Genomic DNA, 23,778 nt, shown 5'->3' on the forward strand with positions numbered 1-23,778 from the left:
GGAGCAGCGTCGGGCGGCCCGTAAGGGTGTGTGGCAGCGTCTCCTCGCCGCGCTCGGGCTCAGCCCGGCGGCACGCCGCGCGGATGCCAAGGCGGCCCACTGTGTGGCCGGCTCGGTCGGTGAGCAGCGCACCGCCGCCCTGTTACAGCCCCTCGAAGCCGCGGGATGGCTGGTCCTGCACGACCGGGCGATACCCGGCGCCCGCAGAGCGAACGCCGACCACGTCCTGGTGTCGCCCGGCGGCCAGTTGTTCCTGGTGGATTCGAAGCTGTGGTCGGGTCGGTACCCGGTGTATGAGCGGGGCGGGACGCTGTGGCACGGCTCTGCTGACCGTGGCCAGTCGGTGCGCAGCGTCCTGTACGAGGCGGATCTGGTGGCCCGCGCGGTGGGAGCGGCGGTGCAGCCGGTGATCGCCATGCACAACGCTCCGGTGGCCGGCCACGGCTTCTTCGTGCAGGACGTTCCGGTGGTGCCTGCTGCCCGGCTGGTGGAGGTGCTGCGGGGGAACGACGGCCCTCGGAACCGGGTGGCCGCGGCCGCGCTTGGGTGGAGGGCTGCCGCGGTTCTCCCTCCGCACCTGGGGTGAGCCCTGGTGGCGGTTCCAGGCGCTGAGGAGGGGTCGGGCGTGGCCGGGCGGGTGGGGTGGCGAGGGCGGCATAGGATCGACGGAGTGGCACACACCTTCGAAGACCTCGTGAAGCTCGAACAGTCCGCTGAGGCGGCGCACGCCCGCTACCTTGCCGCCGACACCGGCCTCGACGCTGCCCGGCAGGCCTGGGTGGAAGCTGCCGCGGTGTTCCAGGCCGCGGTCACCGAGCACGCGGAGGCCGAGGGCAGCAGCCGGTACGAGGTCGAGATGGCCGTGAAGAAGGCCGTCCGGCATCCGGCTGAGGATCCGGGCGTCGACTCCTAGCCGCCGACCTGGGCATCGTCGGCGGTGTCCTCGTCGGGCCAGGCGGCCATCTGCACGCCGGTCTCGCCGTCGGTGAGGGTGATCGTGGTGCCTGGCTGTCCCCAGCTGCCGATCCAGGCGGCCAGTTTCCGGCGCGCGGTCGTCTCGCTGTTCCACCAGCCGCGGGCCACCGGCAGGCCGTCGGTGGTCAGCAGGAGGCGGTATCGGCCGGGGCTCAAGGTGCTGGTCACAGCCCTAAGCATAGAATCGAACGTATGCCCGATCTTTCGCCTGCTGAACGCCTTGCCAAGCTGCACACTCTGGAGGAGTGGTTGGCGTGGCAGCTGGAGACGACCCGGCGGAAGATCCGCGACCTCGAAGCGCAGGCGGTCGAGTACGTGGTGGAGGGCGAGATCCACAAGGGGCACCCGCTGGGGGCGACCGTCCATGTGGCCGGCTGCACGGCGATCCGGCGTGAGGTGCGGTCGTTCACCGCGGAGGAGGCCCGGTTCGCGCTGACGAAGGACAAGCGGTTCTTTCACGGGTGCGAGGACTGCGAGCCGGGGAAGAGCCTCGGGATCGGCTAACCCTTGCGCTTCCTAAATTAGGAAGCTACTCTGTTTGGTGTCGGGTCAAGGGGAACAGCCCCGGACCCAGGTCGGAAGGAACCGACATGACCGAGCGCCACTACACCGCCTGGATGACCAACGACCCCAGCTGCGTCGTCGACGACTTCATGGACATCACCGTCATCGAGGACGTCGCCATCTCCTACAAGGAGGAGGTCGTCTCCGAGGAGGACGACCCCGAGACGGGCGAGGTCACCCGGGAGACCGTCGAAACCCCCGTCTGGGAGTCCCAGGGGCAGCAGATGTTCTACGCCGAGACCAGTGTCGACGTCCGTGAGGGTGACGCCGAGGACGGTATCCGCGAGGCCGAGTCCCTGATGGAGAAGGCCGGCTGGAAGGTTGTCGGGGACTGGGAGGCCACCGACAACAGCTACACCGCCACGGTGGAGTACGTCGGCGAGTACCGGCACGTCATTGAGGCCACCGACAACGCCGAGGACCCGACCTGGTACGAGATCGTCCGCGGTGACCAGGCCGAGGAGCACGACGACATCCCGGAGGAGTACGGCCTGCTGGTTTTGGAGAACTACTGGCCGGACAACGGCCTGGAGGTTCCGCCGCTGGCTGACGAGTACGGCAACCCTTACTACCGGGTGCTGGTCCGAACGCAGAACGATGACGCCACACTCGCCGTGGTGGAGTCCAGCGCTGCGGGCATGACGCCGGCCGCGTTCAAGACGACCCGCGAGATGCTGGGCCTGTCGGACGGATGGCTTGCCGATCACCTGGGAGTGTCGTCCCGCACGGTCCGGAACTGGGAAGCCGGCAAGTACCCCGTTCCGCACGGTGTGGAGGTTCAAATGGACGCGCTGAAGCGGGAGACGCGCGCCGAGGTGGATCGGTTGGTTGCCAGCCTGCACGGCAAGCCGGCCCCACAGTTGGCCACCTACCGCAACGACGCCGACTACCAGGCAGCGAACCCTGAAAGCAAGTTCCCCGCCTCGTGGCACCGAGCGGTAGTGGCGCGGGTGGCGCTTCAGATGCCTGCCGTCGGCATCGTCTACGCCGAGGAGAACGCCGGCCTAAAGGACGGCGAGTGACGACGAGGCAGACACTTTCGGCGCGGATGCTCCCCGAGATCCGCGCCGAGCTGGTGCAGTGGCTCGCCGACACCGGCCCCGAAGGCGGGCAGGCTCGGTGGGCACAGGGCTTCGACCCGCACACCGCGCGCGAGGAACGCCAGGCCGCCGCCGACTGGGCGGTGGCCTTACGCGCTGCCGAGCTGTTCTTCGTGTCCAAGGACATGACCCGCATGGCCGTCTCGGCTGGTCTCGCACTCCCCTCCTACCGTCTCCACCCTGAGGACCTGCCCGCCACACATGGGCTGCTGCTGTGGGAGGAGTACGCCACCGACTCCTACGAAGGCGGCGAGTACACCGGCTGCCCCATCATCGGCGTCTCCTGGGCACAGCAGGGCAGCGGCGTGCAGTTCCGCACCTGGTGCCTGCGTGAGGACTGGGTGACGTTCATGGCCAAGGGCGACCCAAGGGCCGGGCTGAAGGATCTGACGCCCACGGAGGTGCGAGCGCTGCGGATGGCGTATCCGCAGCAGATCGTGTGCATGTCCCGCGGGTTCCTGCCGTTCGGCAAGGTTCCGGGCTGGCTGTCGTCGATGCCCGACGACACCAGCGGCATGGCCCTCGCAGAGCTGGAGGACCACTCAAGGTCTGCTGGCCGGCAGGAGCAAGCCGAGCGCGCCTTGGTCGTGACGTGGCTGCTGATGGGGCAGACGTTGGCGCGCGAGGAGGAGACTGCGCCATCGAAGGCCTCGGCGAAGCACCTGCGCCGGATCGACCCAGGCCTGCTGACGAGCGTGCGCTACGTCCGGCTCCGTCATGCAGGAGCGGCGTCCCAGGTGGGCGGGAACGGCGGTGGACGGGCCTACCAGCACAGGTGGATTGTCCGTGGGCACTGGAGGAACCACTGGTACCCGTCCCGGCAGTCGCATCGCCCTATCTGGATCGACTCGCACGTCAAGGGTCCGGATGGGGCGCCGATCCTGGATCCGGACAAGCTGGTCAACGTACTGCGCCGCTGAACACACGACCGCCCGCCTCGACGGGGGACGTAGCGAGGCGGGCGGTTCTGTGAGCAGTGTGCCACGCGGGGCCGACATCGTTGTGGTGGCTGTCGGCGTGGGTTGGTAGCGTGGGTGCATCGTCAGTCGCCGCGGGCGGCTGGAAGACGTGGAGCCAGGTGACCCGGGGCAGACCGGGAGCCTGGCTCGGCGCTTTTCCGGGGGCTAGTTCGTCCAGGTTCCGTGGAGGGCGGAGACGCTGAAGCCGGGCCCGTAGGCGACCATCAGGGCCTGGGCGCCGTCGGCCGGGGGCTGGCTGTGGGTGCGCTCCAGGACGCGGAGCACGGAGACGCCGCCGAGGTTGCCCTCTTCGCTCAGGGTGTCGAGGGAGTGGCGGGCGTCGGTCTCGGTGAGGTCGAGGGCGGTGGCGGTGTCCATGATGATCGGCTTGGAGCCGGGGTGGATGACCGGGACGGTGACGGGGCGGCCGTCGAGCCAGTCGAGGACGGCGGGCATGACGTGGCGGGCGCCGCCGGCGGCTTGCTTGGTGGAGTCGAAGTGCAGGCCCGTGGCGTCGATGCGGCCGGCGTAGAAGTCCAGCGAGCCTGGGAGCGCGTACTCGAAGAGGCCGTCTGCGTCGACGGTGAGGCCGGGGCCGAGGGGGTCGCTGGAGACGATGGTGGCTGCGCCGCTGTCGCCGAAGAGGGCCTTGTAGATCATGTGCTCGATGGCGGTGTCGGCGTGGTTGTAGCTGGTGGAGAGGACTTCGGCGGCCACGACGAGGATGCGGGAGCCGGGGTACAGGAGGGCCTGTTCGGTGGCGCGGATGAGGGCGTGGGCTCCGCCAGCGCAGGCCGCGGTGGTGAGGGCGGTGCGCCGGATGCCGGGGTTGAGGCCGAGCCGGGCCACCAGGTGGATGTCGAGGTTGGGGACGCTCCAGCCGGTGGCGTGGGTGGTGATGAGGCCGGTGATGTCGCCGGGCTGGAGGCCGTGCCGGGTGAGGGTGGTGCGGGCGGCTTGTTCGGCCATGGTCAGGCCGTCGTTGAAGGCGCGGGCGGCGCGCTGGCCGATGTCGGCGGTGCCGTTGATGGTGGGGGAGTTCAGGGGCTGGGTGAAGTAGCGGGAGTCGACGCCGCAGTTGCCGAGGACGCGGAGGATCGCGCCGAGCCGGGGGTGGTTGGGGTGGTGGGCGCGGATGTCGTCGGCTATCTCCGGGGTGGTGATTTTGTGCGGGGCGAGGACGGTGGTGGGGTGGGCGATGTGGACGGGCATGGGTCCCCCCTTGGGCGCGCGACCTGAATTGCAGTCAAGGTACGGCAAAGTGGCCGGTTTGTTTCCCCTGCCATCGAAGCCATGGTCTCTCACGGCTCGTCAAAGCAGGGCAAAAAGCGCCTTCAAGGGGGTTCAGCGGGCTTGAAGCATTCCCGGGTTGGGGTGCGGCTGCCGCGGCCCCGGCCGAAACAGGAGCATCATGAACCGGGACCCGGGGGCCGTCAGGGGCTGTGCCACGCACATCGTCACCCAGCCCGGTCCTTCGACCGCGTGCCGGATGGGGCGTTCGTCGCCGTCGGGGTGGATGCTGGCGCCGCCGGCCTCGTACAAGGGGCGGGCGGCGGGGTCGGCGAGGACTTCGTCCTCGATCTGCCGGAGCACCTTGTCGTCTGGGCGCTGGGCGAGCGCGGCCCGGAGCTGGGGCATGACGAGCGGGGCCCAGGCGGTGGCCCAGTCGGTGAGCTGGTCGCGGCCGTCGAGGAGCATCCACCGCATCGTGTTGCGTGGTGCTGTGCCGGCGTCGAACAGGGTGTGGAACGCGTTGTTGCAGGTGAGGAGGTTCCAGGAGGCGTCGGTGACGTAGGCGGGGTAGTTGACGGCGGCGACCGCGTCGGCCCAGGCTCCGGGGACGGCGTCGCCGGCGGTTTCGTGGAGCGGGCCGGGCGGGTCCTCGCCGCGCGCGTACCGGCACAGACTGGTCCACTCTTGCTCGCTCATGCCGTAAAGATGGGCGACATCGCGCAGGAGTTCAACCGGGGGGTTGGGGTAGTTCCCGGATTCGAGGCGCTGGTAGGTGCGGGTGGTGTAGCCGAGGAGCTGGTCGACCTGGTGCTGGGAGAGGCCGGGTGCGCGTCGGCCGCGGCCGGTGGGGCGGGGCAGGCCGTGGCTTTCGGGTGCTATCTGTTCGCGCCGTTGCCGGAGGAGCTTCTGGAGTGCTGGGCGGTTCACTGGTTTGCTATCCCCCCGATGCTTGTTGACAAGACGTCAAGTGTAATTACTGTTACGCGTTTTTGCTGTAAAAGATTCGCTGTAGATATGCGGCCGTTGCGTGGTGCATGCTCTGTGACGCGTGGTCGCTGGCCTGCGGGTGTGCTGATCAGTGACGACGTGGATACACCCCTCCGCAGGGTCCGTCCGGGTCCCCTCGAATAACCGGTCGGTATCCAGCAGAGGGGCCGGGAACGGAAAGTCGACAAGTTTCCGGTTTTGGTGTCGTTTCCCCCAGCAGGGAATCGCAGCGCGACGCCCGGACCGGAGCAGGCCGGCCGTGGTTCCCTGGCTGCCAGGTTGCTGCGGCCGGTGCCCTCCCGCCCCATACCAGGGGCCTCGGTACCGGCCGCCCGCGCACTCACAACACCTGGCCTTCGACGTGCTGGTGCTCGTCCCGGTGCGCCCCGCACAGTGTCCCGAACAGGTCGGCCCGGCAGGCTCCTGGCCCCTGGTAGACGTGGTGCCCGATGTGGCCGACGTTGATGGTCTGCTGCCCGGTGAGCGGCGGCGGGGTGGGCTGCCGGTGTAGCGCCTCGAGGGCTTCTATCCGGCGCAGCAGGTCCCGCTTGGACACTCGCTTCCTCATGAGTCCTCGTGGTCGGTCGCTTGGGTAGCTGCTGCCGGCGCAGGTTGCGCCGTGTTCCAGGGGGCGCCCGGCCGGGGCGAGTGCTCCGGCCGGGGTGAGGATGAAGGACTGGTCACGGCTGTTCGTCGTCCCCGTCACCGCTGTCCCGGCGTTCGATGGAGACGATGGATTCGGGCCGAATCTCGGCTTCTCCGCCGCCTGCGAGGGAGAAATCAGCGAATTTGCCCAGGGTGGCAAGATAGGCGACCCGCTCGGCGTGCTCGGCGATGGAGTAACCGCAGGTGAGGGCTTCGACGGTGTGTTCGGTGGCGCCGACGGCGTATCGGATGGTCATGGTGCTGGTGGTCCAGTTGGCGATGGCAGCGCGGGCTTTCAGGTCTGCGTCCCGGTCGGTGGTGATGACGGTTCTCCTTCGATCAGGTCAGCCGTTGAAGTTCGGCGGTTCGGCCCAGTAGTTCTCGTTGGCCTGGTTGATCCCGTCGCAGTAGCAGTGCGGTGCGGTGCGGTCGCTGTACTGCGGGCAATCCTCGTAGTGGTCGGGGGTGTTGGTCTGCTCGATCATGCTGTTCTCCTTCTTGGGGGGTGTCGTGGTCACTGCTGCTCCTCGTCGCGGTGCGGGGTGGCGCCGGGACTGCTGTCGTTCCACACGTACCGGCCGAGGGGAGTGTTGTAGGGGCTGGCGTGCCAGTCGCCGTACTCGCCGCCTGTGTGTCCGACGCGGAACGCGCAGGTGTACAGGCCGCCACTCTCGGGGTTGAGGCGGGCAGTGCAGGGCGGGATGCCGGCGTGGGTGGTGGTGATGTGCTGATCCATGCCGCCTCGGGGCTGCGGCTGGCCGCAGTGAGGGCATGGCGCGGGGATGAGGTCGCTGAGGGTCACGGTGGCGTCCTGTCTGCCGTGTGCCTGTGTGGGCACTGGGGCGGGGTCAGGCGTTGATGGCTCGCGCGACGGCGAGGGCGGCGGATAGGGCGCAGGTCTCCGGGCTGCACCAGTTGTCGCATTCCTCGTGGGCGGGGCTGGCTTCGCGGGCGCTGGAGAGGACGCCTTCGAGCAGGGTGGCGAGGGCGAGGCCGAGGGTGGGGTCCATGGTGGCGATGTAGTCGCCTACCGGAGCTGATACGTAAGCGGGCGGCCGGCCTCGTCCACCGCCGCCTCGAAGAAGTGTCCGACTTCCGGTCGCCCACAGGGCGGTGAATGTGGAGTCGGGCTGCTCGGGGAAGTGCCGGGTGGTGTGCCAGGCGGTGCTGCCGCTGTCGTCGGCTGCCGCGGTGGCGAGTGCCCGCAACTTGCTGGCGGCGGTGCGAATCTCGTCGGCGGGTGTCACGGTGGTGTCCTGTCTGTCGCGCGCCTGTGTGGGCGCTGGGGGCTGTGTGGCGGGCGCGGTGTAACGCGGGTGCCTGCGGGGCCTGTTCGTCCGCGAGAGGCCCGCTCAAGCCCCGCCGTGGACCCCGGCCGCGCGGGGGCAGCCGGGGCAGAACGAGTCAGGGGCGCGGGGTGAATGGGTGGTACCACGAGCGCTCGCCGTCCTCGGGGCAGAGTCGGCACTGCGGGTCGGCGTACTTCGCGTCGTGATACGCCCGACCGTGACCGCACCGGCAGAGTGTCTCCTCCCCGTCGGCTGCCGCGGCCTGCTGCCCGTCGTCCTCGCGCCGCTCATCGTGCGCGTCGCACGGGATGTCGTCGGCCGCGTGGATGTCGTAGCGGCAGGGCGGGGCACTGCACGGGGTACGCACCTCGGTGTCGGGCTGCTGCTGCGCCCCGGAGCGCGCCTCGACGGCCAGACGGCGCAGCTCGGTCTCTGCGCGCTCGATCCCGGCCAGGTACTTCCCGGTGGCGTCCGGAGCAGTGATCAGGCTGTCGCGGAGGGCCAGCATCTTGTCGGCTGCCTCCTCCAGCACGGCGGCCCGGTCGGCGGGCTCGGGGAGCACGGCCAGCACCGCGTCCACGTCCCGCATCAAGCCCTCGGGGTACTGGCCGCTACGGTCACGGCTTCCAGGGCGGAGCGCCTCGGCGATGCGGTCGCGGAGTGCGGCCCGGCTCGGCGGCGGGGACACCACGGCAGGGGGAGCGGCGCGCAGGCGGGCTACCTCTTCACGCAGTGCTACCACCTGCGAGAAGAGCCAGACGACGCCATCGGAAATCACCCTTCCGGTAGAGGCGTACTCAGCACGTAGCTCAGCAAGACGGTCGGCGGTCGGGTCGGTCTGGTTCACGGTGGTCTCCAGTCAGTGAGTGGCGGCGTGGTCAGCGGCCTGCGTCTCGGCGTCCGCCTCCGACACGGCCAGCCCGCGGGCCTGGCAGCGCACCGGACGCGGATCAGCACCGACCTGACGGGTGTGCAGGCACTCCCACCGCCACAAATAGGCGGCGCTGTGGGGGTTGGGGCGTACTCGGTAGGTCGTCACGGGTTCCTCGGTAGGGTTCGGGGTGCCGCGGCCGGCCCTGCTTCTCTCAGGGCCGGCCGTGGCGTTGGTGGTCACGCGCCCGTGCTGGCGGTGAAGCAGGCACGGCAGTTCCGGTCACCGCACGGTTGGCCCGCGGTGTGCGAGGCGGCGATGCGGTCGAGTTCGGCGCGGATCTCCGGGTCGTCGACGATGGCCCCGGCGATGAAGAACGCGAGCTTCCAGGTGTCGACGTGGCAGTTGATCCGCTGGGCGAGCAGATGGCGGAGGCGGTCGTCGGCGGGCGGGTAGGTCACGTGTGTCTCCTCAGACGGCGTCGGACCGGACGGCTTCGCAGCCGGGGCAGTCGTCGGTGGCGGGCGGGTTGATGCCGAGCGCGCGGAGGACGGCGTTCAGGACAGTCCCGGGATCGGCGCCCTCCTGGCCGGCGGCGCCCTCGATGGCGTGCCAGGCCCGGTTGTGCTCGGACTCGGTGAGGGTGCGGGCGCGGCAGCGGCGGACTTCGGCGACGAGCGCGGGCACGTCGGCATCGGTCAGCTGGCCGAAGTCGGGGTGCGCGTTGGGGTCGATGGTGGCGGTGCGCTCGTAGAGGCGGGCTGCGCGGGCCTGGATGGCGTCGAGGTCGAGCTGGTCGGTCATTGCTGACTCCTGAGTAAGTAGGTGCTGTGGTTGTGGTGCGGCAGAGCGGTCAGGCGGTGGGCTGGGTCGCGGCGGGGTCGACCTCGGGGTGGGTGAACGTGACCGGCTTGCCGAGGCTGCGCGCGTACTCGATCTCCGCGCGGGTGGAGTCGCCGATGTAGTTGCCGACGACGAGGATCTGGTGGGCGAGCCGGATCTTGGCCCGGTGGAGGGCGTCCAGGCGCTGCTTGCCGGCTTCGGCTTCCGCGGGGTCGGACCACAAGGGGTGCGGGTTCTTCATGTCGCAGCCGGGGCGCACGACGATGTGGCCGCGCCAGGTGAGGTCGCGGTCGGCGTCGGCCATCTCGGTCATGAAGCGGGTGCTGCCGCAGATGGCGACGATGGTGGGGATGCCGAGCCGGTCCAGAGCGGTGGTGAGCATCTCGGCGGGGGTGAGGGCCTGCGGGTAGGTCACGGGTTCTCCTCGGGGGTCAGGCGGTGTTCGGCAGTGCTTCGTTGGCCTGCCAGAGGGGGCAGTGGAGGACGGGGAACCGGTACTCCTCGTACTCGGGGCCGTCGGGGTGGGTGCAGGCCTCGTTGTCTTCCGGGCCGGCGTCCTGGTGGTGGGTGCAGGTCTTGCAGCAGCGGAGCCGCGGGTTGGACCAGCAGCGGGCCATGTGGTCCTTGACGGCGGCTTGGTCGGCGCGGGTGAAGCGGCGGCAGAACGGGCACTGGTGGCGGGACACGATGATGGGCAGGGGCAGGTCGATCGTGAGGCTGGCGTGGTTGGTGGGCTTGCGGGTGATCCGGTAGGCGGCGTGGAGGGTGGCTGCGGCCTTCGCGGTGTTGACGGGAGTCCAGGGGGCGTCGGTGTTGGGGGTGGATGCGATGCAGTTGGCGATTTCGTGCCGGTTGTTGAGGCTGGGGCCTTCCTTCGCGGCGAGGTCGAAGGTGCGGAGGAGGTGGCTGGCGGTGTCGTAGTCGTTGTGGATCTCGGGGCCGAACTGGTGGGTGAGCCAGTCGGTGAGTTCGGTCTCGGTGATGAGGGTCTGCACGGTGGTCACGGGCGGCTCCCGGCTCGGTGCGTGGTGGTGGTCTAGCGTGCCGCGGTTTGGCGCGGGTGTTCCCTCGGCGTGGGGGCGGGGACTTCAGACGTTCTACTGTACCGCCCTATGCATTGCTAAGCAATGCAATCGTGACGTCCGAGGGAAAGTAATAGGACTCCCCAACACACCGCCCACCACGGCAAGATGCCCGCCATGAACGAAGCATGGGGGACCGTCGTCGCGGCCGTAGCGGCCGGCGTGTTCGGCATCGGTGGAATCCTCGCTGGCATCTATGTCGGCCGACGGCAGACCGCCTACCAGGCCACCGTCGAACACCAACAGTGGCTACGAGGACAGCGCCAGCAGGCCTTCGCTACCTTCCTAGAGGCGTGGGACTGCGCCTACCAGCGCATCCAGGACATTCTCGAGGGCCTCGACGAGCACACCTTCCCAGGCAACTTCCATCCGCAGAACTACGAGGCGGAGATGGCAGAGAACATGGACAGACTGCTCGCCGAAGCCGTTGCCCCGATCCAGAAGCCGTACGAGCAGCTGATGCTGATCGTTCCGGATGAGGTGGTAGGGCTGGTGGAGCAGGCAGTGGGCCAGTTGCGCCGGATGAGTGATCGACTGCGCGCGTGGGCTCTGTGCGGCTCGGGTGCGGAGATCAACAGCGTGCGGAGAGACGAGTACTGGGCTGCCGACAGAGAGGCGGCGCCGGCGCGGGAGAAGTTGTTCCAGGCGTCCAGGGAGGTTCTACTGTCGCCGCCTGCCCCAGCCGGCTGACGGCATGTGTACCGGCCCGGTCGGCGGCCACGTTCATCCTTCCGGGCAGCGGCCGCAGTCGTTGGAGCTGGTGTGAGCGACGAACCCACCACTGACATCGGCGCCGGCGACTTCCCGGACCCGGCCGCGGCGCTGCGCCGTGGCCTCGTGGCCCGCATGCCGGGCGACCCGGCGGGCATGGAGAGGGCGTTCGGGAACGCTGTGCGGGCCGCGTGGGTGCGCGGGGAGCCGTGGGCGGTGGAGTGGGTGGAGCAGACCGCGTTCGGGCGTCCAGGCGGTGCTGGAGGGCGCGAGTAGGCCCCAGGGCGGGGACATCGCCCTGGGGCCTTCCCAGCTCTTCCGCTCCCCGGCCGGTGGCTGGATCGTGGCGGCGCTTCACGGAGACTCCCGGAAGGGAGCACACCCAGCATCACCCGGAACCGCAGGGTTGTTCCCTCGGCTCAGCCCTCGGGGCCTTTCCGCCACGCCGGGCCAAGGGTGTCGTACCGGCGGCCGGGCTCCCGGTCCTCTGGCCACGGGGCCTTCATCTCGTCCCTGTCGCGGTGACGGCGGCCGGCGTCCTGCCGTGCCGCGTGGATGAGCTGGGACGGATGCCACTCCACCTGGCCCCGGCCCGCGCGCGCCCGGGCGCCGGTGCGGTTGTCGAAGTCGGCTTCCTTCCGCGGTGCGTCGCAGGGGACGCCGGGCTCGGCGCCGCAGGTGGTGCATCGGTGGGCGAGTGCGTACACGTGCGGGGGCGGGAGTTCCGTGGTGCTGGGTGGGGTGTCGCTGCTCATCAGACCTCCATGCGAGTGCTGGCGGTACGTGCTGGGCGGCAGTGAACACCCGAACCGCGTTCTCGCAAAACGGCGTGGCCCAGCCGCTGAAGCAGGGTTGCTGGGGCTTCTGCTGGGTGCCGTGGCGAGTTGCCGTCCTCGAGCGCCTGTGCGCCTGCCACGCCCTCTCCACGGCTTGGGCCGGAACACCGCACGGTCGACGCATGGGGGCTACCTGGGAAGCGTGCGCGGGCCGCGGGGACGGGACGGACTGCCCGAACGGGGAGGACGAGGTCCTGGTCGACGGGGTCCGGTGCGAGGAGTGCCGGCACTACTGGGAGCTGGACGAGACGGAGCCGGGCCGGCGGGCGGCCGCGGGTGACGGGCTGACCCGGCCGCTCGGGGACCCGGGGGAGGCAGGGCCGGGGGCGGCGGCATGAGTGACTGAAGCGATCAACTTTCCCGGAGGCGCGCACGGGGCGGGCTTGCGCCCCTGAACCCCGACATGGGGCTGGGGCGCCACATAGGTCAGCTGGCGAGCCCCTTGTCGTTGCCGATGTGCCGAGCCCGCGGGGTTCCGGTGAACCGGGCTGACCTGCCTGCCGGCGCCTGACGCATTGTCCTCTCTGCAGCCGTCTGCTTCTCTTCGCTGTCGCTCACCATGTCGACGTCCGTCCAGTAGAAGTCGAGCATCGTGCGCAGCGTCGTCGGCTCCTGCTGCGGCCCGCACGGCACCGTCAGATGGTCCAGCATCTGCCACAGCTCGTAGTCCTCCTGTGCAGCAACCTCACCGGACTTGGCGTGCCGGGCCTGGTGGCGGTGGACGGCGACTGCGAGCTTCCGCAGGGCGTCGCGGGCCGCATGGCCGCCTTGGTTGGTGACGGCTCGGTTCTGGGAGCGCTGGATCTTGCTGAGTTCGGAGATGGCGGTCTGCACCGTCTGGTGGAAGCCGGCCGCACCGCGCCGCCACTTCTCGTACTCGGGCCGGCTCTCGAACCACTCCTTCTTGCCCTGGGCGCCACGGGCGTGGCAGTCCAGGTGGAACTGCTCGCGTTCGGCCTTGCGGCGACGTAGTGCGGCTGCGGTCCTGGCGTGGACGTTGGTGAGGATGGTTCGGGTGCGGTCGATGTGTTCGGGGCTGGCGAGCAGGGCCCAGAGTTCGGGATCGCGGCTGCGGGGGTGGGCCTGGGAGATGGCGATGTCTTCGAACTGGTCGTCGTCGATGGCGGAGAGGTCGGGTACGTCCACTACTGGCCTCCAAGCCGGTGTTGGGCGGTATCTGTGCTACATGGTGGGGGATGGTACTGACAGCGGGGCCGGGAAATGGGAAAGCCCGGCCGCCGGGGGGAGACGGCCGGGCTGCGGTGGTGCTCGGTGGTGCGGTTACCTCCTTTCCAGTAGGCGGGGGAAGAGGGGGAGGAAGATGTCCGCGAACTGCTTGGCGGAGTCGGGGTCGTGGGTGAGCTGGCCGGCGAGCCAGACGGCTGTTGCGGTCAGGAGCATGAGGGTGGTGGGGTCGTAGTTCCGGTCGTTGTTGAGGTCGTTTCCGGTCATGGTGTGCCCCCGTGAGGTGGTCGGCGTGATGGTCGGTGGAGACTGCGCACGCCGGACACTCCTGGTGGGTGCACGGTTGTTGGCCCGCAGCGGGGCTGGCTCGGTCGAAGGTTCCGGCCTCGCTGCGGTACCTAGAACTGTACCGTCCTAAGCATTGCTAAGCAATGCATTCGCGGGATTGGTTACGGCAACGCCCCCAGACCCACGGGGAGTCCAGGGGCGGCCGGTCTGTAATTCAGCTGTTCTTCCCGATCTCCCACTCGCCAGTGAGCACTGGATCCGCCACGGCTTGGCCGAGGTTCAGGTCCCAGGTCGACTCGCCACCGTCGTAGAAGCCGTCATGGCGTTCCACGATCGCCTGGACCTCGTGGTGACGTTCCACCATGTGATCGATCTCCACGTCCCGGCCGGCGAGCAGCAGCCACTCTGCGATGTCTTCCTGCGGCGGCCGAATTCGGATGACGAAGTCCGGCAGGTCCTCCGCGCAGCGCCGGGCGCTGGCTTCGTCCTGGAAGTACGCCCAGTGCGTGTACGGGATCATGCTCATCTCGGTCATCCTTCCGTCAGGTCTGCGCCATGTCCACGAAGCGCGAGTAGTGGAGTTGCGCGGCGACGGTTACGCAGGCAGTGGGCCCGAACCTGTTCTTCTCGACGACGAGGTCGACTTCACCCGACCGCGGCGACTCCTTGTCGTCCGCGTCCGGCCGCTCGACCTTGATCACAACGGACGCGTCGTTCTTGATCGCCCGCGACTCGCGCATGAGGCCGTCGTCGTTGAGCTGCGACAGGGCGATGACGTGGCAGCCGAGCTGGGTGGACAGGTTCTTCAGCCCGCGAGAGACGGCGGCAACGGCCTGCTCGCGGGTGACGTTGCGGGACTGCTCGACCTCGACGAGCTGGACGTAGTCCACGACGAGGAGGTCCAGGCCGTCCGCGCGGGCGCAGGCCCGCGCCGCTGAGGCGATGTCACCCAGCGATGCGCCGTCGGGCCTGTAGACCCGCAGGGGAAGCGTCTGGAACAGCTGTGGGCCGAGGCGTCTGACGGTCTCCCAGCCTTCCGGGGTGAGGCCGTTCTTGTGCGTCAGGTGGTGGAGGGCGATTTTCCCTTCGGCGGCGGCGATCTTCTGCATTAGCTCGGTCGCGCTCATCTCCAGCGAGGAGAACATCGTCCTGGCGCCGGTCTTGGCTGCGGCGACGGCAGCGTTGAGCGCGAGGGTGGACTTGCCCACGCCGGACTGCGCCGCCACGACGGTCACGTTGCCCGGCTGCATGCCGGAGGTCAGCGTGTCCAGGTCGGCAAACCCGTATGGCAGGCCCATCTTCTTGCCGTCCTGGATCTCCTCGAGGTCCGCAACGAAGTCGAGGTAGAGGTCGCCGACCGTGGGAGGTGCCTCGTGCAGTCCGGGGGTGCCCGCGATGATCTCGGTGAGCTGCTGTTCGACCAGGTCGCGGATCTCGTTCTCGTCGCCTTCCTCGCTGTAGGCGTACTGGAGGATGCGCTGCGCCGACTCGATGACCGCGCGTCGGTATGCCTTCGCCCGGACGATCTCGGCGTAGTGCGGGCCGTTGGCCGCGGTGGGGGCAGCCTGCACACAAGCGTGCAGGTAGGCCCTTCCACCGACACGGCCGATCTCACCTTGCTCGGTGAGCCGGTCGGCGACCGTGACCGGGTCTACGGGCTCGCCGGCCTTGTGGAGGTCGCAGATCGCACGGTGGATCGTCTGATGCGTGGGCCGGTAGTACTCCTCGGCAAGGAGGCCGGTCTCGAGGGTCTCGGCGAAGTACCGGTACGACGCGCTGCTCGGACTCCCGGACAGCAGCAGGGATCCGAGGACGGACTGCTCGGCGTCGAGATCCTGTGGCGGAACGCGGTTGAACGCGGCCGGCTCAAGGCCCTCGCCAGCGTCATCGGGGGCGTTGTGGTGCTGGGCGGGGATGCGGGTGGACACTAGGGGTCTCCTGTTCGGTCAAGCGTGCAGGGGATCGCGGGCCGCTCCCCGGCATCGGAGCGGCCCACACCGCGTGGTTAGGACGGCACAGCCATCGCGCACTCCACACACCGGCCCCGGATACGCCCTGGGTGGTCGGGGCACCGCTCACGGCCGTCAGCCCCCCGCGCGGCGCCCGGGCGGGTCCGCACACGGTCATAGCGCCTCAGGTCATCGATCCAGCCGGGAAGACACCTCACCCAGGACTTCGCACCGACGGTGTTGCGGAAGATCTCCGCCTCGAGCTGGGAACGCTGTTCCTCGTCCAGTTCGGCCAGCTTCGGCCAGCCCTGGGCCCGCAGCGCCCGCAGCAGCCGGGGGGCGTTCTTCTGGGCGGTTGCACCGCCGGCCTGCCAGCGCTTCATCTGCTGCAAGAAGTCCTCGGCCTGGCTGATCTCTTCGGGGAGGAACTCCCGCCCCTCCTCCGTCTGTGACGGGTGCGGCCGCGTGTTGCCGGTGAGGGGGTAGGGGGAGGAGGAATCCTCCTCCTCCGGGGGGTGTGGGGGGAGAGGCATTCCGCGTCCCGGAACGCCGGAAGCGTCCTGACCTGCGGGAACGTACCGATTGACGCTTCCCGGAACGCCGGATCCGTCGTTACCGCTTCCGGCGTTCCGGGAAGCGTTCCCACCTGCGGTTTTCCCAGCTTCCCCGAACGACGGATCCGGCGTTCCGGGAAGCGTTCCCACCTGCGGTTTCCTATCCGTCTCGGTGAGCGGATCCGTGCCAGCCTGGCGGGCCTGCCAGTCAGGATTCCAAGCCGGGTTGTCGAACGTCTCGTACACCACCGGACCCTTACGCCCGGGAAGATCCGGGTGCGGCAACTGCGTCCGACGCAGGTACCCCGCGTCCACCAGGCGGGCGAACGACTCGTACACCGCGTTCTTGCCCACCAACTCCTTGGCGTTCTTCGCCGACCGGATCCCGCGGCCATGGAGCTGCTTCCACACCGTCATGGGGGTCGACTGCATGCCGGATGCCAGGTTGAACATCACCTGGAGCATCACGACGTAGTCCAGACTGTGTACGAGGTCAGCGCCTACGCCGAGATGAGCAGGCACAGAGATGCCGCTCGCGGGGGCCTGCGCCCGGACGATCCGCCCAGACTCATCAATGCCGGGCTGCTGCGTCACCGGTTCACCTCCGCCGTGCGGAGGATCATGCCTTGCCCACTTGCCGATACGCCAGCAAGTACGGGTACCCTCATCGCTGAGGCCCTTCTGCTCTGGTGGGACTCGAAAATCCAGCGGGCTGGCACCCGCTGTGACTTGCTAGGACGGCCGGCTAGAGGTTGCTGCGACCTCGATGACCCGGCCGTTCGTGCTTTCAGGGACCGGCGCTGCAGTTCCGGTGCCCGTAACGCGGTGGTCACGACTCGGGGCCGCTAGCGCGCGGCTTCAGAGCAGGTCCGCGGCCTGTCGGTGGGTGTCTCTCGAGGTACTCCAGGAGCCGCTCAGTGCGCATCATCCGGGTCCGGCCCGCGATCAGATACGGCTCTTGGTGGGGTCCATTGCCGAACGGCCACGCCTCTTCCTCGGGTGTGGTTTTGCTGCTTCTGGCGGTTGCCATGTAGCGCAGGCCACGCGGGGTCATGCTGCTGGCGAGCCCGTGGCGGACGATGAGCGCGGCAGCGTCGGTGAACGAGACGTAGTCGGGGTAGTCGCGCTTGGTCATCGGCACGCCCGACGTGGATTACTTCCGTTGAAAGGAAGTAGGCTCATGCTGAACTCCTTGACTGGGGTTCCCCACCGACGAAGATTTCGCAGGTCAGCGTCGCGTGGGGCGGCCGGCTGGCCCCTCGGGGCTGGTCGGCCGTATTGCTCTCTCGGTGTCTAACGCCAGCGGTCTACTCCAGGGCATCAGCCCTATCTGCCAGCGCCATCAGCTCGGGCGGGGCACCAGCTCCCTCGACAAGGACCAGCTCCCGGATTGCTTTCCGGGCGGCTACGTGCGTGCGCACCGTCTCGGGGGTCAGCTCCTCGGCCCGCAACAGGCATGCCAGAGCCTCGCCCGTGTGGCGACGCTGCGCGTGCGCTCGCCCCAGGTCCATCAGCAGCCGTCCCTGTCGCTCCGGTGACAGCGCCTCGGCGTTGATCCCACGACCGATGTCCAGAGCCTCGCCGGCGTCACCCAGCTCCACCGCGGTGGACACGGCCTGGATCTCGACGTTGGTGGCGCCGAACTCCAGGTTGAAGTCGTTACGATCTTCCCCGATTCGCGCTGCCAGGTCGCGGGCCTTCGCCAGTTCATCTCGGGCCTCGGTGCGCTGTGCTGCACGGGCATGGACCAGGGCAAGAGCCAGATGAAGCGAGCCCAAGACGGACATGCCCTGCACGGCGAGCTTGCCCTGGCCGTCGATGGCCTCAAGAGCCGCGATAGCCGTGTTGGCCGCATGCTCGGCCTGGTTTAGGCGCTTGAGCCGGACGAACGCCTGAACCATGCGGAAGACGCCGGCACCCACATGCAGTGGGTCACCGGACTTCTCCGCAGCCCAGATAGCCCGGTCAGCAGCGACCCAGGCAGCATCGGCCTCGTCCTGCCGGACGAACGCCGCAGCCAGCGCCTGATAGGTGCGGGCGAGGAGCAGGTACGCATCAGCTTGCCGATCCTCGCTGACGACTCTGACTGTCTGCTCCAGGTCGGGAAGCAGATCGGTCAGACGAGCGCTGACGTCGGCGAAGTTGCCCTCGTGGGTCTCCTGCCACATCGTCTCTACTTCGCCAGCCAACTCCTCGATGGAGCGCCGCGGCGTAGGGCGGACAGCACCCAGCAGGGTGCCGATCGCAGGGTGCCCGGAGATCAGCTTTCGGGCCTCCTCCAGATCGTTGGACCGGTACTCGGGCTGCGGCACGGCTCCGTTCGCCGCACTCGGCAGGGGAGCACCCGGCCGGAGCTGCTGGACGGACACACCGAGGGCATCAGCCAGGTCCTGGAGAACGTCTATCCGCTCAACAGGCTGCACACCGCGCTCCACCTGAGACATCCAGCTGGACGTCTTCTGCAGCTTTGCGGCGAGTTGCTGCTGGGTTAGGTTCCGCTCCTTCCGGAGCCGCTGCACATGCCGACCGAAGGCGCGATCCTTCGGCTCGACCTCCTTTCCTGTGGGCTTCACGGTGCCTCCGGTGATTGGGGCCGCTTGCCGGCCGTCTCGTTGAGGAACTGCACGTCCACGCCGACCAAGTACTGCTCGCGTTCGGCCAGCATCCGCTTCGTGTGGGGCTGGTTCTCATGGGCCTCGAAGGCGTTCTTGTCGGCGTACAGCTCGTAGAAGACGCGCACCAGGGGCTCGTCCACGGGGGTGTGGCTTACGTAGACCAGCGTTCCGGGTTCGGTGCGGATGCCCTCGAGCGTGCGGGCGACCAGGGCGTCGAACTGCTGAGCTGCATCGGCGTCGCGGCACTTGAACCGCACGGTGAGTGCGTATCCGCTTGTCACTGCTCCTCCATTCGTCATGCGCACAGTCTCACATGTGAAGTGATTGTGCTACCTCGCACTAAAACTTGCAAGGACTGTTGACTCGCACTGCCAGTGCGAGTAGCTTCATGGGTGTCGCCCCAACCGGGGCAGCAAAAAGGGCCCGGTGCGCGAACACCGAGCCCATGCAGCACCAGACATAGCCCTGCCTGACGTAACCAGGAGGCCGATCCGAATGCAGCGCACCCAGGATCGCACACGTACTGCCAGTAAGTCCCCCGCCATCTCTCAGGCCGACGAGGCTCTGCGCCGAGTCCGCGCCACCACCCCGCAGGACTCCACGGCCCGCGAGATGCTGGCCCGCCGCGCCGGCCTCCAGCTCCTCCGCGGCCTCACCGACATCACGCGCAACCACCCCCACCCCCACGGCACCACCCTTCGGGTCACCGTCACCGTCATCGACAGCGGCGAGGACCTCGGCTCGGTCGACGTGGACTCCACGAACGCCAGCGACATCGGCTGGCTCGCGTCCCGCCGTAACAGCACCGTCCGCACCGCGGCGGCCCCCGCCCCGGCACCTGCCGCGAACGGCCGGCCCAGCCTGCACATCGTGAGGGGCGCCTGATGTTCAACCCGACGCCGGGCGACGACCGCCCCACCAACGACCCCACCACGGTCATCCTCGACCTGCTGAACGCGTTCCTCGGCCTGTCCGACGACACCGAGAACGCCGGCCGGCTCATGCTCCTCGGCCCCACCGGCGCCTTCATCGGCGACGCCTCCCTCTCCACCCAGGACATGCAGATCGCCATCAAGGCCCTCGCCGCGGCGAAGGCCCTCACCGAGGCCACCAAGGGCATGGACCTGCCGGGCGACACCCCGCTCGACCCCGCCCTGGAGAACGAGCTGGAAGAGCACTGCATCGGCCTGGACACCGAGTTCCTGATGGAACTGGCCGCACAGGACCCGAACAGCGCGGTCGCCGCGTTCGACGAGATCACCACGCAGTGGGACGGCGAACTCTGATGACCACGCACCACACGTCCGTGCTGGACGGGACCGAACTCGGTGACCTTCTGGCAGATCTCGCGGACGGCAGCAATATCCACCCCGGCATCCGCTTGATCGCCGCTGGCTACCGGGCCATCGCTGAAGACCAAAGCCTGAGCATCCCCGCTACTCAGCTCCTCATCGCGCAGCTTTCCGCAGCAGCTGATGGCGTCACCGTCGTTGCTGCCGCAGGACGCCTCATCGAGTGGCTGACCTCAGAGAACCCGGTGCTCGCCTCACTGCCGGACGCCATCCGGAAGACGGTCCAGCGCCAGGGCGAACTCGCCTGCAGTGCACTCCGTGACACCGAACTCACCGCCCTGGCCTCCGAGGCCTGCGCCGCCCTCGACACCCGGAAGGAGGTGCACCCCGTGACCGACACCGAGCGAAAGGAGCTGTCTCAGAAGGTCGCCGACGCCAACCGGCAGTCCACCAACCGACCCAAGTAACCACCCCTCACCGGGGCCGGCGGTCGATGCAGACAACGATCCACCGGCCCCATCCCGGACTCCACACCCACCGAAAGGACCGCCACCCCATGACCACCACTCAGACGACCGCCTGGCCGGAGGGTGTTCTCGCCCGCTACCTGACCATCGGCGAAGCCACCGTGGACATCTGGTACGACAGCGGCGACGTCAAGGCCAAGTGCCAGGGCGAGCGCTGCCCGTGGACGGACCGCCAGATCACCGAGGTCTTCTACACCGACACCGACGAGGTGCGGGACCAGAAGATCGCCGACGCGCTGCCGAGCCTCCAGCGTGCCGCCCAGGCCCACGCCGGGAAGTGCCGCGCCATGCCTCGCCCCACCGCCTGATCCAACTGGCTGGCCATCAGCCAGCCCACCGGGCCACTGGCCCGGCCTGAGGCCGCCCCGCCCACTCCATCCCCCGCCACGGCGGGACGGCCCCAAGCCCGACCAGCACCCACCACCCCAACCCGCGAAAGGAACCACCGTGAAGCAGACCACCAAGACCCAGACGGTGATGTGGGCCATCACCATCCTCCTCACCGCCCGCCTCATCTACGCGGCCATCCAGCACCACCTGGCCGTCCTCGACACCGCGGCCATCGCCCTCACCGCCAGCTACGGCTTCAAGGCCGCCCTGGAGAACGTGACCACCTCCATCTGCCGCGCCCGCACCGGAGGCACCCGATGACCGGCCCCGAGTTCGCCGCCGCCCACGGCAACGACAGCAGCACCTGGACCACCGCCGACTTCGAGACCGAGATCAACCTCGCCGAGATCGACGCCTACCGCGCCAACCCCACCACCACCGACACCCCCAACCACGACCTCGCCGCCTGACCACCAGAAAGGACACCACCCCCCATGACCACCACCAGCGACCTCATCCAGCGCGCCACCACCCTCCTGCGCCCCGCCGACATCCCCGCCCGCGACCTCACCAAGGCCGACACCCTCGCCCGCATCGCCACCGCCCAAGCCCTCAACACCCTCGCCACCCGCGACACCACCCCCCAACCCACCGAGCCCTGGCCCACCGGCGTCACCGCCCGCTTCCTCACCCGCGCCGCCATCCTCACCGGCAACAACACTGCCACCGTCGACATCCACGACGACACCAGCCGCTCCCACGCCCGCTGCACGTCCTGCGGCTGGACCAAGAGCAACGGCATCGCCTACCGGAGCGAGGTCATCGAGTGGGCGCAGGACCACGCCACCCAGTGCACCGCCCTCCCGCAGCCCACCACCGTCTGACCAGGAAGGACAACCACACGTGGCCACCATCCAGATCATCTCCTTCGGCTACGGCCACAACCCCGCACCCACCGCCCACATCACCCTCGACCTCCGCCACCACTTCCGCGACCCCCACATCCAGCCCAGCCTCCGCACCCTCACCGCCAACGACCGAGCCGTACGCCGAACCGTCCTCAACACCCCCGGCATCCGACCCCTCCTCACCGCCACCACCCGGCAGATCAACGCCTACGCTGCCGGCCCCTCCGGCGGCACCATCACCGTCGCCACCGGATGCGTCGGCGGCCGGCACAGGTCAGCAGTCACCGCCAACGCGCTCGCCCGACGGCTCCGCCGCCGCGGCCACACCGTCACCGTCGAACACCGCGACCTCCACCGCCCCCTCATCAACCACTGACCCCTAGAGCGGACACCGATCCCGATGCTCAAGACGCTCCATAAGCGCCGCACCGCCCGCCGCTACCGCATCGCCCTCGCCGCCGTCTGGCGAGCCCACCTCAGCACCCTCGACTCCCAGGCCGAGCCCACCACCAGCGACGTCATCGCGGCCGCCTACCAGCAGCACGGCACCCGTCTTACCGAGACCGAAGTCCGCACCGCACTCACCAACTTCGGCCGTCGCCGCGCCACCCCTGTCGCCGTCTGACCTGACCCCACACCACCGGAAGGACCCTGCTGTGACCACCGTCCAGGCCCCCCAGGCCACCACCGAACGCGCACCCGTGCGCTCGCTGACCGGCGGGCAGATCACGGTGCTCACCCTCGCCACCATCCCCATGATCGCCGTAGGTGCCGCTGGCGCAGTCGGCACCTACGGCAACGCCAAGGCAGTCCTGCACCGCTCCGAGACTGCCCTCGGTGTCGTTGCCGCCGGCGAAGGTGCCACCCTCGTTGCCGCCCTCGTCATGATCGGCGTCACCATGCTCGGCCAATCCGCCCCCCGCGTCGCCCGCACCGCACTCTGGCTGCTCCCTGCCGCCGCCTCCACCATGGGCCTCGCCATCGCCCCCACCGCCCGCGAAGCCGTCGTCTACGCCCTCACCCCCCTCGCCATGACCGCCTCAGCCGAAGGCATCAGTTTCCTCGCCCGCCGCATCGTCTCCCACACCACCGGCATCGACGTCGAAGCCCACCGCCGCAACGCCGAGACCATGCGCCGGATCGCCTTCCACGCGGCTCAGTCCGAGCGCCACCCCGACGAGAAGGTACGAGCCGACTCAGCGCTCAAGGCATGGAAGCTGATGCGGGAGATCGGCGAGGGAGACGCACAGCTCGGCTCAGGACTCATCACCGTCCAGCGAGACCGGCTCACCCAGGGAGCCGACGCTGCCCTCATGGCCATGCTCACCGGCACCCGTGAGCCCCGTGAGCCCATCCCGGCTCACCCCGAGCCGCGGGCCATCGAGCCCAGCGAGACGACCCCTGAGCCGCTCGCTGAGCCGACCGGGAGCACCGTGATCCTCAGCCAGACAACCGGCTCAACCTCCCCGGCTCACACCCCGCACCTCCCCGACACCCGGCCGATCATCCAGCCCTCTGACCAGGTGATCCGCCGTGAGCCCGTCTTGAGCCCGGCTGAGCCCGCCTTCGCCAAGCCCCACCAGGCAGCCAGTGAGACGGCCACTGAGCCGGTCCCCGCTGAGACGGATGAGCCTGAGCCGGGAGCCGACGAGAAGGAACAGCAGATCGCCACCCTGGCTCACCGGCTCAAGACCGGCGAGCGGCTCACCAAGAGCACAGCGGCTCAGCTCCTCGGAGTGAGCCCGGCGACCGCCGGACGTCGGCTCAAGGACGCCCGCGACCGGATCGGTGAAGGGACCGGGTTCTACGCATGAGCCGCACCCAACCGGAGACCAAGCCGCGGGTGGTAGCCCCGCCTGCGGCCCCGGCCCGCACCCCCCACACCAGCCCGGCGCCGGCCACCCGGCTACCGCCCACCGAAGCCCCGAACCCGAAGCCCGAGAAGACTGCCTGAAAGGAGTGCAGGAGGTGGCCGCAGAGACGATCAACAGCTTCTCCCTCAGCCCTTCAACGACAACCCCGGACACTACGGTGA

Annotated in this window: 41 protein-coding genes; 18 read left to right on the top strand and 23 right to left on the bottom strand. The window is 69.0% G+C overall.

Annotated features, from left to right (window positions below; genetic code table 11):
* The first annotated feature begins 28 nt into the window (after positions 1-28).
* Entirely contained in the window at positions 29-586 is a 558-nt protein-coding gene (locus HZZ00_RS37870) for a nuclease-related domain-containing protein (protein WP_180333934.1), read from the top strand.
* Positions 587-670: 84 nt separating this feature from the next.
* Positions 671-913 (top strand): hypothetical protein, encoded by a 243-nt coding sequence (locus HZZ00_RS37875; protein WP_180333935.1) that lies wholly within the window; start codon positions 671-673, stop codon positions 911-913.
* Here HZZ00_RS37875 and HZZ00_RS37880 read toward each other — a convergent pair.
* Complete coding sequence (locus HZZ00_RS37880) at positions 910-1,143, bottom strand: hypothetical protein (protein WP_180333936.1); 234 nt, start codon at positions 1,141-1,143, stop codon at positions 910-912. The two genes, HZZ00_RS37875 and HZZ00_RS37880, sit on opposite strands and share 4 nt — an antisense overlap.
* Before the next feature lie 24 nt (positions 1,144-1,167).
* Between HZZ00_RS37880 and HZZ00_RS37885 the strand changes: the two genes are divergently transcribed.
* The 3 genes from HZZ00_RS37885 (at position 1,168) to HZZ00_RS37895 (ending at position 3,559) form a co-directional block, all read left to right on the top strand.
* Positions 1,168-1,479: a DUF6233 domain-containing protein gene (locus HZZ00_RS37885; RefSeq protein ID WP_180333937.1), complete on the top strand. Its 312-nt coding sequence runs from the start codon at positions 1,168-1,170 to the stop codon at positions 1,477-1,479.
* Positions 1,480-1,565: 86 nt separating this feature from the next.
* Positions 1,566-2,561: a DUF1870 family protein gene (locus HZZ00_RS38995; RefSeq protein ID WP_257586059.1), complete on the top strand. Its 996-nt coding sequence runs from the start codon at positions 1,566-1,568 to the stop codon at positions 2,559-2,561.
* Complete coding sequence (locus tag HZZ00_RS37895) at positions 2,558-3,559, top strand: hypothetical protein (RefSeq protein WP_180333938.1); 1,002 nt, start codon at positions 2,558-2,560, stop codon at positions 3,557-3,559. Before HZZ00_RS38995 ends, HZZ00_RS37895 begins: the two co-directional genes overlap by 4 nt.
* A gap of 204 nt (positions 3,560-3,763) precedes the next feature.
* Here HZZ00_RS37895 and HZZ00_RS37900 read toward each other — a convergent pair whose 3' ends face one another.
* The 13 genes from HZZ00_RS37900 to HZZ00_RS37960 all read right to left on the bottom strand — a co-directional run bounded on the left by HZZ00_RS37900 (position 3,764) and on the right by HZZ00_RS37960 (position 10,470).
* Positions 3,764-4,810: a PhlD gene (locus HZZ00_RS37900; protein ID WP_180333939.1), complete on the bottom strand. Its 1,047-nt coding sequence runs from the start codon at positions 4,808-4,810 to the stop codon at positions 3,764-3,766.
* Positions 4,811-4,942: 132 nt separating this feature from the next.
* On the bottom strand, positions 4,943-5,758 hold the full coding sequence (locus tag HZZ00_RS37905; RefSeq protein ID WP_180333940.1) for a helix-turn-helix domain-containing protein: 816 nt from the start codon (positions 5,756-5,758) through the stop codon (positions 4,943-4,945).
* Positions 5,759-6,158: 400 nt separating this feature from the next.
* The gene (locus HZZ00_RS37910) at positions 6,159-6,386 is read right to left on the bottom strand and encodes a hypothetical protein (protein ID WP_180333941.1); all 228 of its coding nucleotides are present in this window, start codon (positions 6,384-6,386) and stop codon (positions 6,159-6,161) included.
* A 112-nt stretch (positions 6,387-6,498) separates the two neighbouring features.
* Entirely contained in the window at positions 6,499-6,720 is a 222-nt protein-coding gene (locus HZZ00_RS37915; protein ID WP_180333942.1) for a hypothetical protein, read from the bottom strand.
* A gap of 87 nt (positions 6,721-6,807) precedes the next feature.
* The gene (locus tag HZZ00_RS37920; RefSeq protein ID WP_180333943.1) at positions 6,808-6,981 is read right to left on the bottom strand and encodes a hypothetical protein; all 174 of its coding nucleotides are present in this window, start codon (positions 6,979-6,981) and stop codon (positions 6,808-6,810) included.
* Entirely contained in the window at positions 6,978-7,199 is a 222-nt protein-coding gene (locus HZZ00_RS37925; RefSeq protein WP_180333944.1) for a hypothetical protein, read from the bottom strand. Before HZZ00_RS37925 ends, HZZ00_RS37920 begins: the two co-directional genes overlap by 4 nt.
* A gap of 112 nt (positions 7,200-7,311) precedes the next feature.
* Positions 7,312-7,710 (bottom strand): hypothetical protein, encoded by a 399-nt coding sequence (locus HZZ00_RS37930; protein ID WP_180333945.1) that lies wholly within the window; start codon positions 7,708-7,710, stop codon positions 7,312-7,314.
* A gap of 157 nt (positions 7,711-7,867) precedes the next feature.
* Positions 7,868-8,599, bottom strand: a complete 732-nt coding sequence (locus HZZ00_RS37935) for a hypothetical protein (RefSeq protein WP_180333946.1) — start codon at positions 8,597-8,599, stop codon at positions 7,868-7,870.
* 12 nt (positions 8,600-8,611) lie between these two features.
* A complete protein-coding gene (locus tag HZZ00_RS37940) occupies positions 8,612-8,791 on the bottom strand; it encodes a hypothetical protein (protein WP_180333947.1) in 180 nt (59 codons plus the stop codon).
* Positions 8,792-8,862: 71 nt separating this feature from the next.
* On the bottom strand, positions 8,863-9,084 hold the full coding sequence (locus HZZ00_RS37945) for a hypothetical protein (RefSeq protein ID WP_180333948.1): 222 nt from the start codon (positions 9,082-9,084) through the stop codon (positions 8,863-8,865).
* A gap of 10 nt (positions 9,085-9,094) precedes the next feature.
* Positions 9,095-9,427: a hypothetical protein gene (locus tag HZZ00_RS37950; protein WP_180333949.1), complete on the bottom strand. Its 333-nt coding sequence runs from the start codon at positions 9,425-9,427 to the stop codon at positions 9,095-9,097.
* A 49-nt stretch (positions 9,428-9,476) separates the two neighbouring features.
* Entirely contained in the window at positions 9,477-9,881 is a 405-nt protein-coding gene (locus tag HZZ00_RS37955) for a hypothetical protein (protein WP_180333950.1), read from the bottom strand.
* Between the two features lie 16 nt (positions 9,882-9,897).
* Positions 9,898-10,470: a hypothetical protein gene (locus tag HZZ00_RS37960; RefSeq protein ID WP_180333951.1), complete on the bottom strand. Its 573-nt coding sequence runs from the start codon at positions 10,468-10,470 to the stop codon at positions 9,898-9,900.
* Positions 10,471-10,665: 195 nt separating this feature from the next.
* Between HZZ00_RS37960 and HZZ00_RS37965 the strand changes: the two genes are divergently transcribed.
* Together HZZ00_RS37965 and HZZ00_RS37970 are read left to right on the top strand one after the other, a co-directional pair.
* Positions 10,666-11,238: a hypothetical protein gene (locus tag HZZ00_RS37965; RefSeq protein ID WP_180333952.1), complete on the top strand. Its 573-nt coding sequence runs from the start codon at positions 10,666-10,668 to the stop codon at positions 11,236-11,238.
* Positions 11,239-11,310: 72 nt separating this feature from the next.
* Positions 11,311-11,535: a hypothetical protein gene (locus tag HZZ00_RS37970; protein WP_180333953.1), complete on the top strand. Its 225-nt coding sequence runs from the start codon at positions 11,311-11,313 to the stop codon at positions 11,533-11,535.
* A 143-nt stretch (positions 11,536-11,678) separates the two neighbouring features.
* Here HZZ00_RS37970 and HZZ00_RS37975 read toward each other — a convergent pair whose 3' ends face one another.
* On the bottom strand, positions 11,679-12,014 hold the full coding sequence (locus HZZ00_RS37975) for a hypothetical protein (protein ID WP_180333954.1): 336 nt from the start codon (positions 12,012-12,014) through the stop codon (positions 11,679-11,681).
* Between the two features lie 203 nt (positions 12,015-12,217).
* On the opposite strand from HZZ00_RS37975, the gene HZZ00_RS37980 reads away from it, so the two are divergent.
* Positions 12,218-12,433, top strand: a complete 216-nt coding sequence (locus HZZ00_RS37980; RefSeq protein ID WP_180333955.1) for a hypothetical protein — start codon at positions 12,218-12,220, stop codon at positions 12,431-12,433.
* 88 nt (positions 12,434-12,521) lie between these two features.
* Here HZZ00_RS37980 and HZZ00_RS37985 read toward each other — a convergent pair whose 3' ends face one another.
* From HZZ00_RS37985 to HZZ00_RS38020, 8 genes are all read right to left on the bottom strand, one after another.
* Positions 12,522-13,241 carry a hypothetical protein gene (locus tag HZZ00_RS37985; protein WP_180333956.1) on the bottom strand — a complete coding sequence of 240 codons (720 nt, stop codon included), beginning with the start codon at positions 13,239-13,241 and terminating at the stop codon, positions 12,522-12,524.
* 135 nt (positions 13,242-13,376) lie between these two features.
* Complete coding sequence (locus HZZ00_RS37990) at positions 13,377-13,547, bottom strand: hypothetical protein (protein WP_180333957.1); 171 nt, start codon at positions 13,545-13,547, stop codon at positions 13,377-13,379.
* A 235-nt stretch (positions 13,548-13,782) separates the two neighbouring features.
* Positions 13,783-14,094 carry a ribonuclease E inhibitor RraB gene (locus HZZ00_RS37995; protein WP_180333958.1) on the bottom strand — a complete coding sequence of 104 codons (312 nt, stop codon included), beginning with the start codon at positions 14,092-14,094 and terminating at the stop codon, positions 13,783-13,785.
* A 16-nt stretch (positions 14,095-14,110) separates the two neighbouring features.
* Positions 14,111-15,496 carry a DnaB-like helicase C-terminal domain-containing protein gene (locus HZZ00_RS38000; RefSeq protein ID WP_180333959.1) on the bottom strand — a complete coding sequence of 462 codons (1,386 nt, stop codon included), beginning with the start codon at positions 15,494-15,496 and terminating at the stop codon, positions 14,111-14,113.
* Positions 15,497-15,573: 77 nt separating this feature from the next.
* A complete protein-coding gene (locus HZZ00_RS38005; RefSeq protein WP_180333960.1) occupies positions 15,574-16,665 on the bottom strand; it encodes a hypothetical protein in 1,092 nt (363 codons plus the stop codon).
* Positions 16,666-16,900: 235 nt separating this feature from the next.
* Entirely contained in the window at positions 16,901-17,206 is a 306-nt protein-coding gene (locus HZZ00_RS38010; RefSeq protein WP_180333961.1) for a hypothetical protein, read from the bottom strand.
* Between the two features lie 172 nt (positions 17,207-17,378).
* Positions 17,379-18,644, bottom strand: coding sequence for a helix-turn-helix transcriptional regulator (locus HZZ00_RS38015; RefSeq protein ID WP_180333962.1), 1,266 nt, complete (start codon positions 18,642-18,644; stop codon positions 17,379-17,381).
* On the bottom strand, positions 18,641-18,967 hold the full coding sequence (locus HZZ00_RS38020; protein ID WP_257586060.1) for a putative quinol monooxygenase: 327 nt from the start codon (positions 18,965-18,967) through the stop codon (positions 18,641-18,643). Before HZZ00_RS38020 ends, HZZ00_RS38015 begins: the two co-directional genes overlap by 4 nt.
* 214 nt (positions 18,968-19,181) lie before the next feature.
* Between HZZ00_RS38020 and HZZ00_RS38025 the strand changes: the two genes are divergently transcribed.
* The 10 genes from HZZ00_RS38025 (at position 19,182) to HZZ00_RS38070 (ending at position 23,557) form a co-directional block, all read left to right on the top strand.
* Complete coding sequence (locus HZZ00_RS38025) at positions 19,182-19,571, top strand: hypothetical protein (protein WP_180333964.1); 390 nt, start codon at positions 19,182-19,184, stop codon at positions 19,569-19,571.
* On the top strand, positions 19,571-19,972 hold the full coding sequence (locus HZZ00_RS38030; protein ID WP_180333965.1) for a hypothetical protein: 402 nt from the start codon (positions 19,571-19,573) through the stop codon (positions 19,970-19,972). Before HZZ00_RS38025 ends, HZZ00_RS38030 begins: the two co-directional genes overlap by 1 nt.
* Positions 19,972-20,445 carry a hypothetical protein gene (locus tag HZZ00_RS38035; RefSeq protein WP_180333966.1) on the top strand — a complete coding sequence of 158 codons (474 nt, stop codon included), beginning with the start codon at positions 19,972-19,974 and terminating at the stop codon, positions 20,443-20,445. The genes HZZ00_RS38030 and HZZ00_RS38035 overlap by 1 nt, the downstream gene beginning before the upstream one ends.
* Positions 20,446-20,534: 89 nt before the next feature.
* Positions 20,535-20,813, top strand: a complete 279-nt coding sequence (locus HZZ00_RS38040; RefSeq protein ID WP_180333967.1) for a hypothetical protein — start codon at positions 20,535-20,537, stop codon at positions 20,811-20,813.
* Positions 20,814-20,952: 139 nt separating this feature from the next.
* Positions 20,953-21,156, top strand: a complete 204-nt coding sequence (locus HZZ00_RS38045) for a hypothetical protein (protein WP_180333968.1) — start codon at positions 20,953-20,955, stop codon at positions 21,154-21,156.
* On the top strand, positions 21,153-21,305 hold the full coding sequence (locus HZZ00_RS38050) for a hypothetical protein (protein ID WP_180333969.1): 153 nt from the start codon (positions 21,153-21,155) through the stop codon (positions 21,303-21,305). Before HZZ00_RS38045 ends, HZZ00_RS38050 begins: the two co-directional genes overlap by 4 nt.
* 24 nt (positions 21,306-21,329) lie before the next feature.
* Positions 21,330-21,719 (top strand): hypothetical protein, encoded by a 390-nt coding sequence (locus tag HZZ00_RS38055; RefSeq protein WP_180333970.1) that lies wholly within the window; start codon positions 21,330-21,332, stop codon positions 21,717-21,719.
* Positions 21,720-21,738: 19 nt separating this feature from the next.
* Positions 21,739-22,119, top strand: a complete 381-nt coding sequence (locus HZZ00_RS38060) for an RNase adapter RapZ (RefSeq protein WP_180333971.1) — start codon at positions 21,739-21,741, stop codon at positions 22,117-22,119.
* Positions 22,120-22,143: 24 nt separating this feature from the next.
* On the top strand, positions 22,144-22,368 hold the full coding sequence (locus tag HZZ00_RS38065; protein ID WP_180333972.1) for a hypothetical protein: 225 nt from the start codon (positions 22,144-22,146) through the stop codon (positions 22,366-22,368).
* Positions 22,369-22,399: 31 nt separating this feature from the next.
* Positions 22,400-23,557: a hypothetical protein gene (locus HZZ00_RS38070; protein WP_180333973.1), complete on the top strand. Its 1,158-nt coding sequence runs from the start codon at positions 22,400-22,402 to the stop codon at positions 23,555-23,557.
* The last annotated feature ends 221 nt before the right edge of the window (positions 23,558-23,778 follow it).

Origin of the sequence: Streptomyces sp. NEAU-sy36, assembly GCF_013423905.1 — a bacterium.
GTDB classification, from domain to species: domain Bacteria; phylum Actinomycetota; class Actinomycetes; order Streptomycetales; family Streptomycetaceae; genus Streptomyces; species Streptomyces misionensis.

Coding starts and splice junctions, on each gene's coding strand:
- HZZ00_RS37885 (WP_180333937.1), top strand. CDS start 1,168: ATGCCCGATCTTTCGCCTGCTGAACGCCTTGCCAAGCTGCACACTCTG.
- HZZ00_RS38995 (WP_257586059.1), top strand. CDS start 1,566: ATGACCGAGCGCCACTACACCGCCTGGATGACCAACGACCCCAGCTGC.
- HZZ00_RS37900 (WP_180333939.1), bottom strand. CDS start 4,810: ATGCCCGTCCACATCGCCCACCCCACCACCGTCCTCGCCCCGCACAAA.
- HZZ00_RS37910 (WP_180333941.1), bottom strand. CDS start 6,386: ATGAGGAAGCGAGTGTCCAAGCGGGACCTGCTGCGCCGGATAGAAGCC.
- HZZ00_RS37915 (WP_180333942.1), bottom strand. CDS start 6,720: ATGACCATCCGATACGCCGTCGGCGCCACCGAACACACCGTCGAAGCC.
- HZZ00_RS37925 (WP_180333944.1), bottom strand. CDS start 7,199: ATGGATCAGCACATCACCACCACCCACGCCGGCATCCCGCCCTGCACT.
- HZZ00_RS37950 (WP_180333949.1), bottom strand. CDS start 9,427: ATGACCGACCAGCTCGACCTCGACGCCATCCAGGCCCGCGCAGCCCGC.
- HZZ00_RS37965 (WP_180333952.1), top strand. CDS start 10,666: ATGAACGAAGCATGGGGGACCGTCGTCGCGGCCGTAGCGGCCGGCGTG.
- HZZ00_RS37975 (WP_180333954.1), bottom strand. CDS start 12,014: ATGAGCAGCGACACCCCACCCAGCACCACGGAACTCCCGCCCCCGCAC.
- HZZ00_RS37980 (WP_180333955.1), top strand. CDS start 12,218: ATGGGGGCTACCTGGGAAGCGTGCGCGGGCCGCGGGGACGGGACGGAC.
- HZZ00_RS37990 (WP_180333957.1), bottom strand. CDS start 13,547: ATGACCGGAAACGACCTCAACAACGACCGGAACTACGACCCCACCACC.
- HZZ00_RS37995 (WP_180333958.1), bottom strand. CDS start 14,094: ATGAGCATGATCCCGTACACGCACTGGGCGTACTTCCAGGACGAAGCC.
- HZZ00_RS38010 (WP_180333961.1), bottom strand. CDS start 17,206: ATGACCAAGCGCGACTACCCCGACTACGTCTCGTTCACCGACGCTGCC.
- HZZ00_RS38025 (WP_180333964.1), top strand. CDS start 19,182: ATGCAGCGCACCCAGGATCGCACACGTACTGCCAGTAAGTCCCCCGCC.
- HZZ00_RS38030 (WP_180333965.1), top strand. CDS start 19,571: ATGTTCAACCCGACGCCGGGCGACGACCGCCCCACCAACGACCCCACC.
- HZZ00_RS38035 (WP_180333966.1), top strand. CDS start 19,972: ATGACCACGCACCACACGTCCGTGCTGGACGGGACCGAACTCGGTGAC.
- HZZ00_RS38040 (WP_180333967.1), top strand. CDS start 20,535: ATGACCACCACTCAGACGACCGCCTGGCCGGAGGGTGTTCTCGCCCGC.
- HZZ00_RS38050 (WP_180333969.1), top strand. CDS start 21,153: ATGACCGGCCCCGAGTTCGCCGCCGCCCACGGCAACGACAGCAGCACC.
- HZZ00_RS38055 (WP_180333970.1), top strand. CDS start 21,330: ATGACCACCACCAGCGACCTCATCCAGCGCGCCACCACCCTCCTGCGC.
- HZZ00_RS38065 (WP_180333972.1), top strand. CDS start 22,144: ATGCTCAAGACGCTCCATAAGCGCCGCACCGCCCGCCGCTACCGCATC.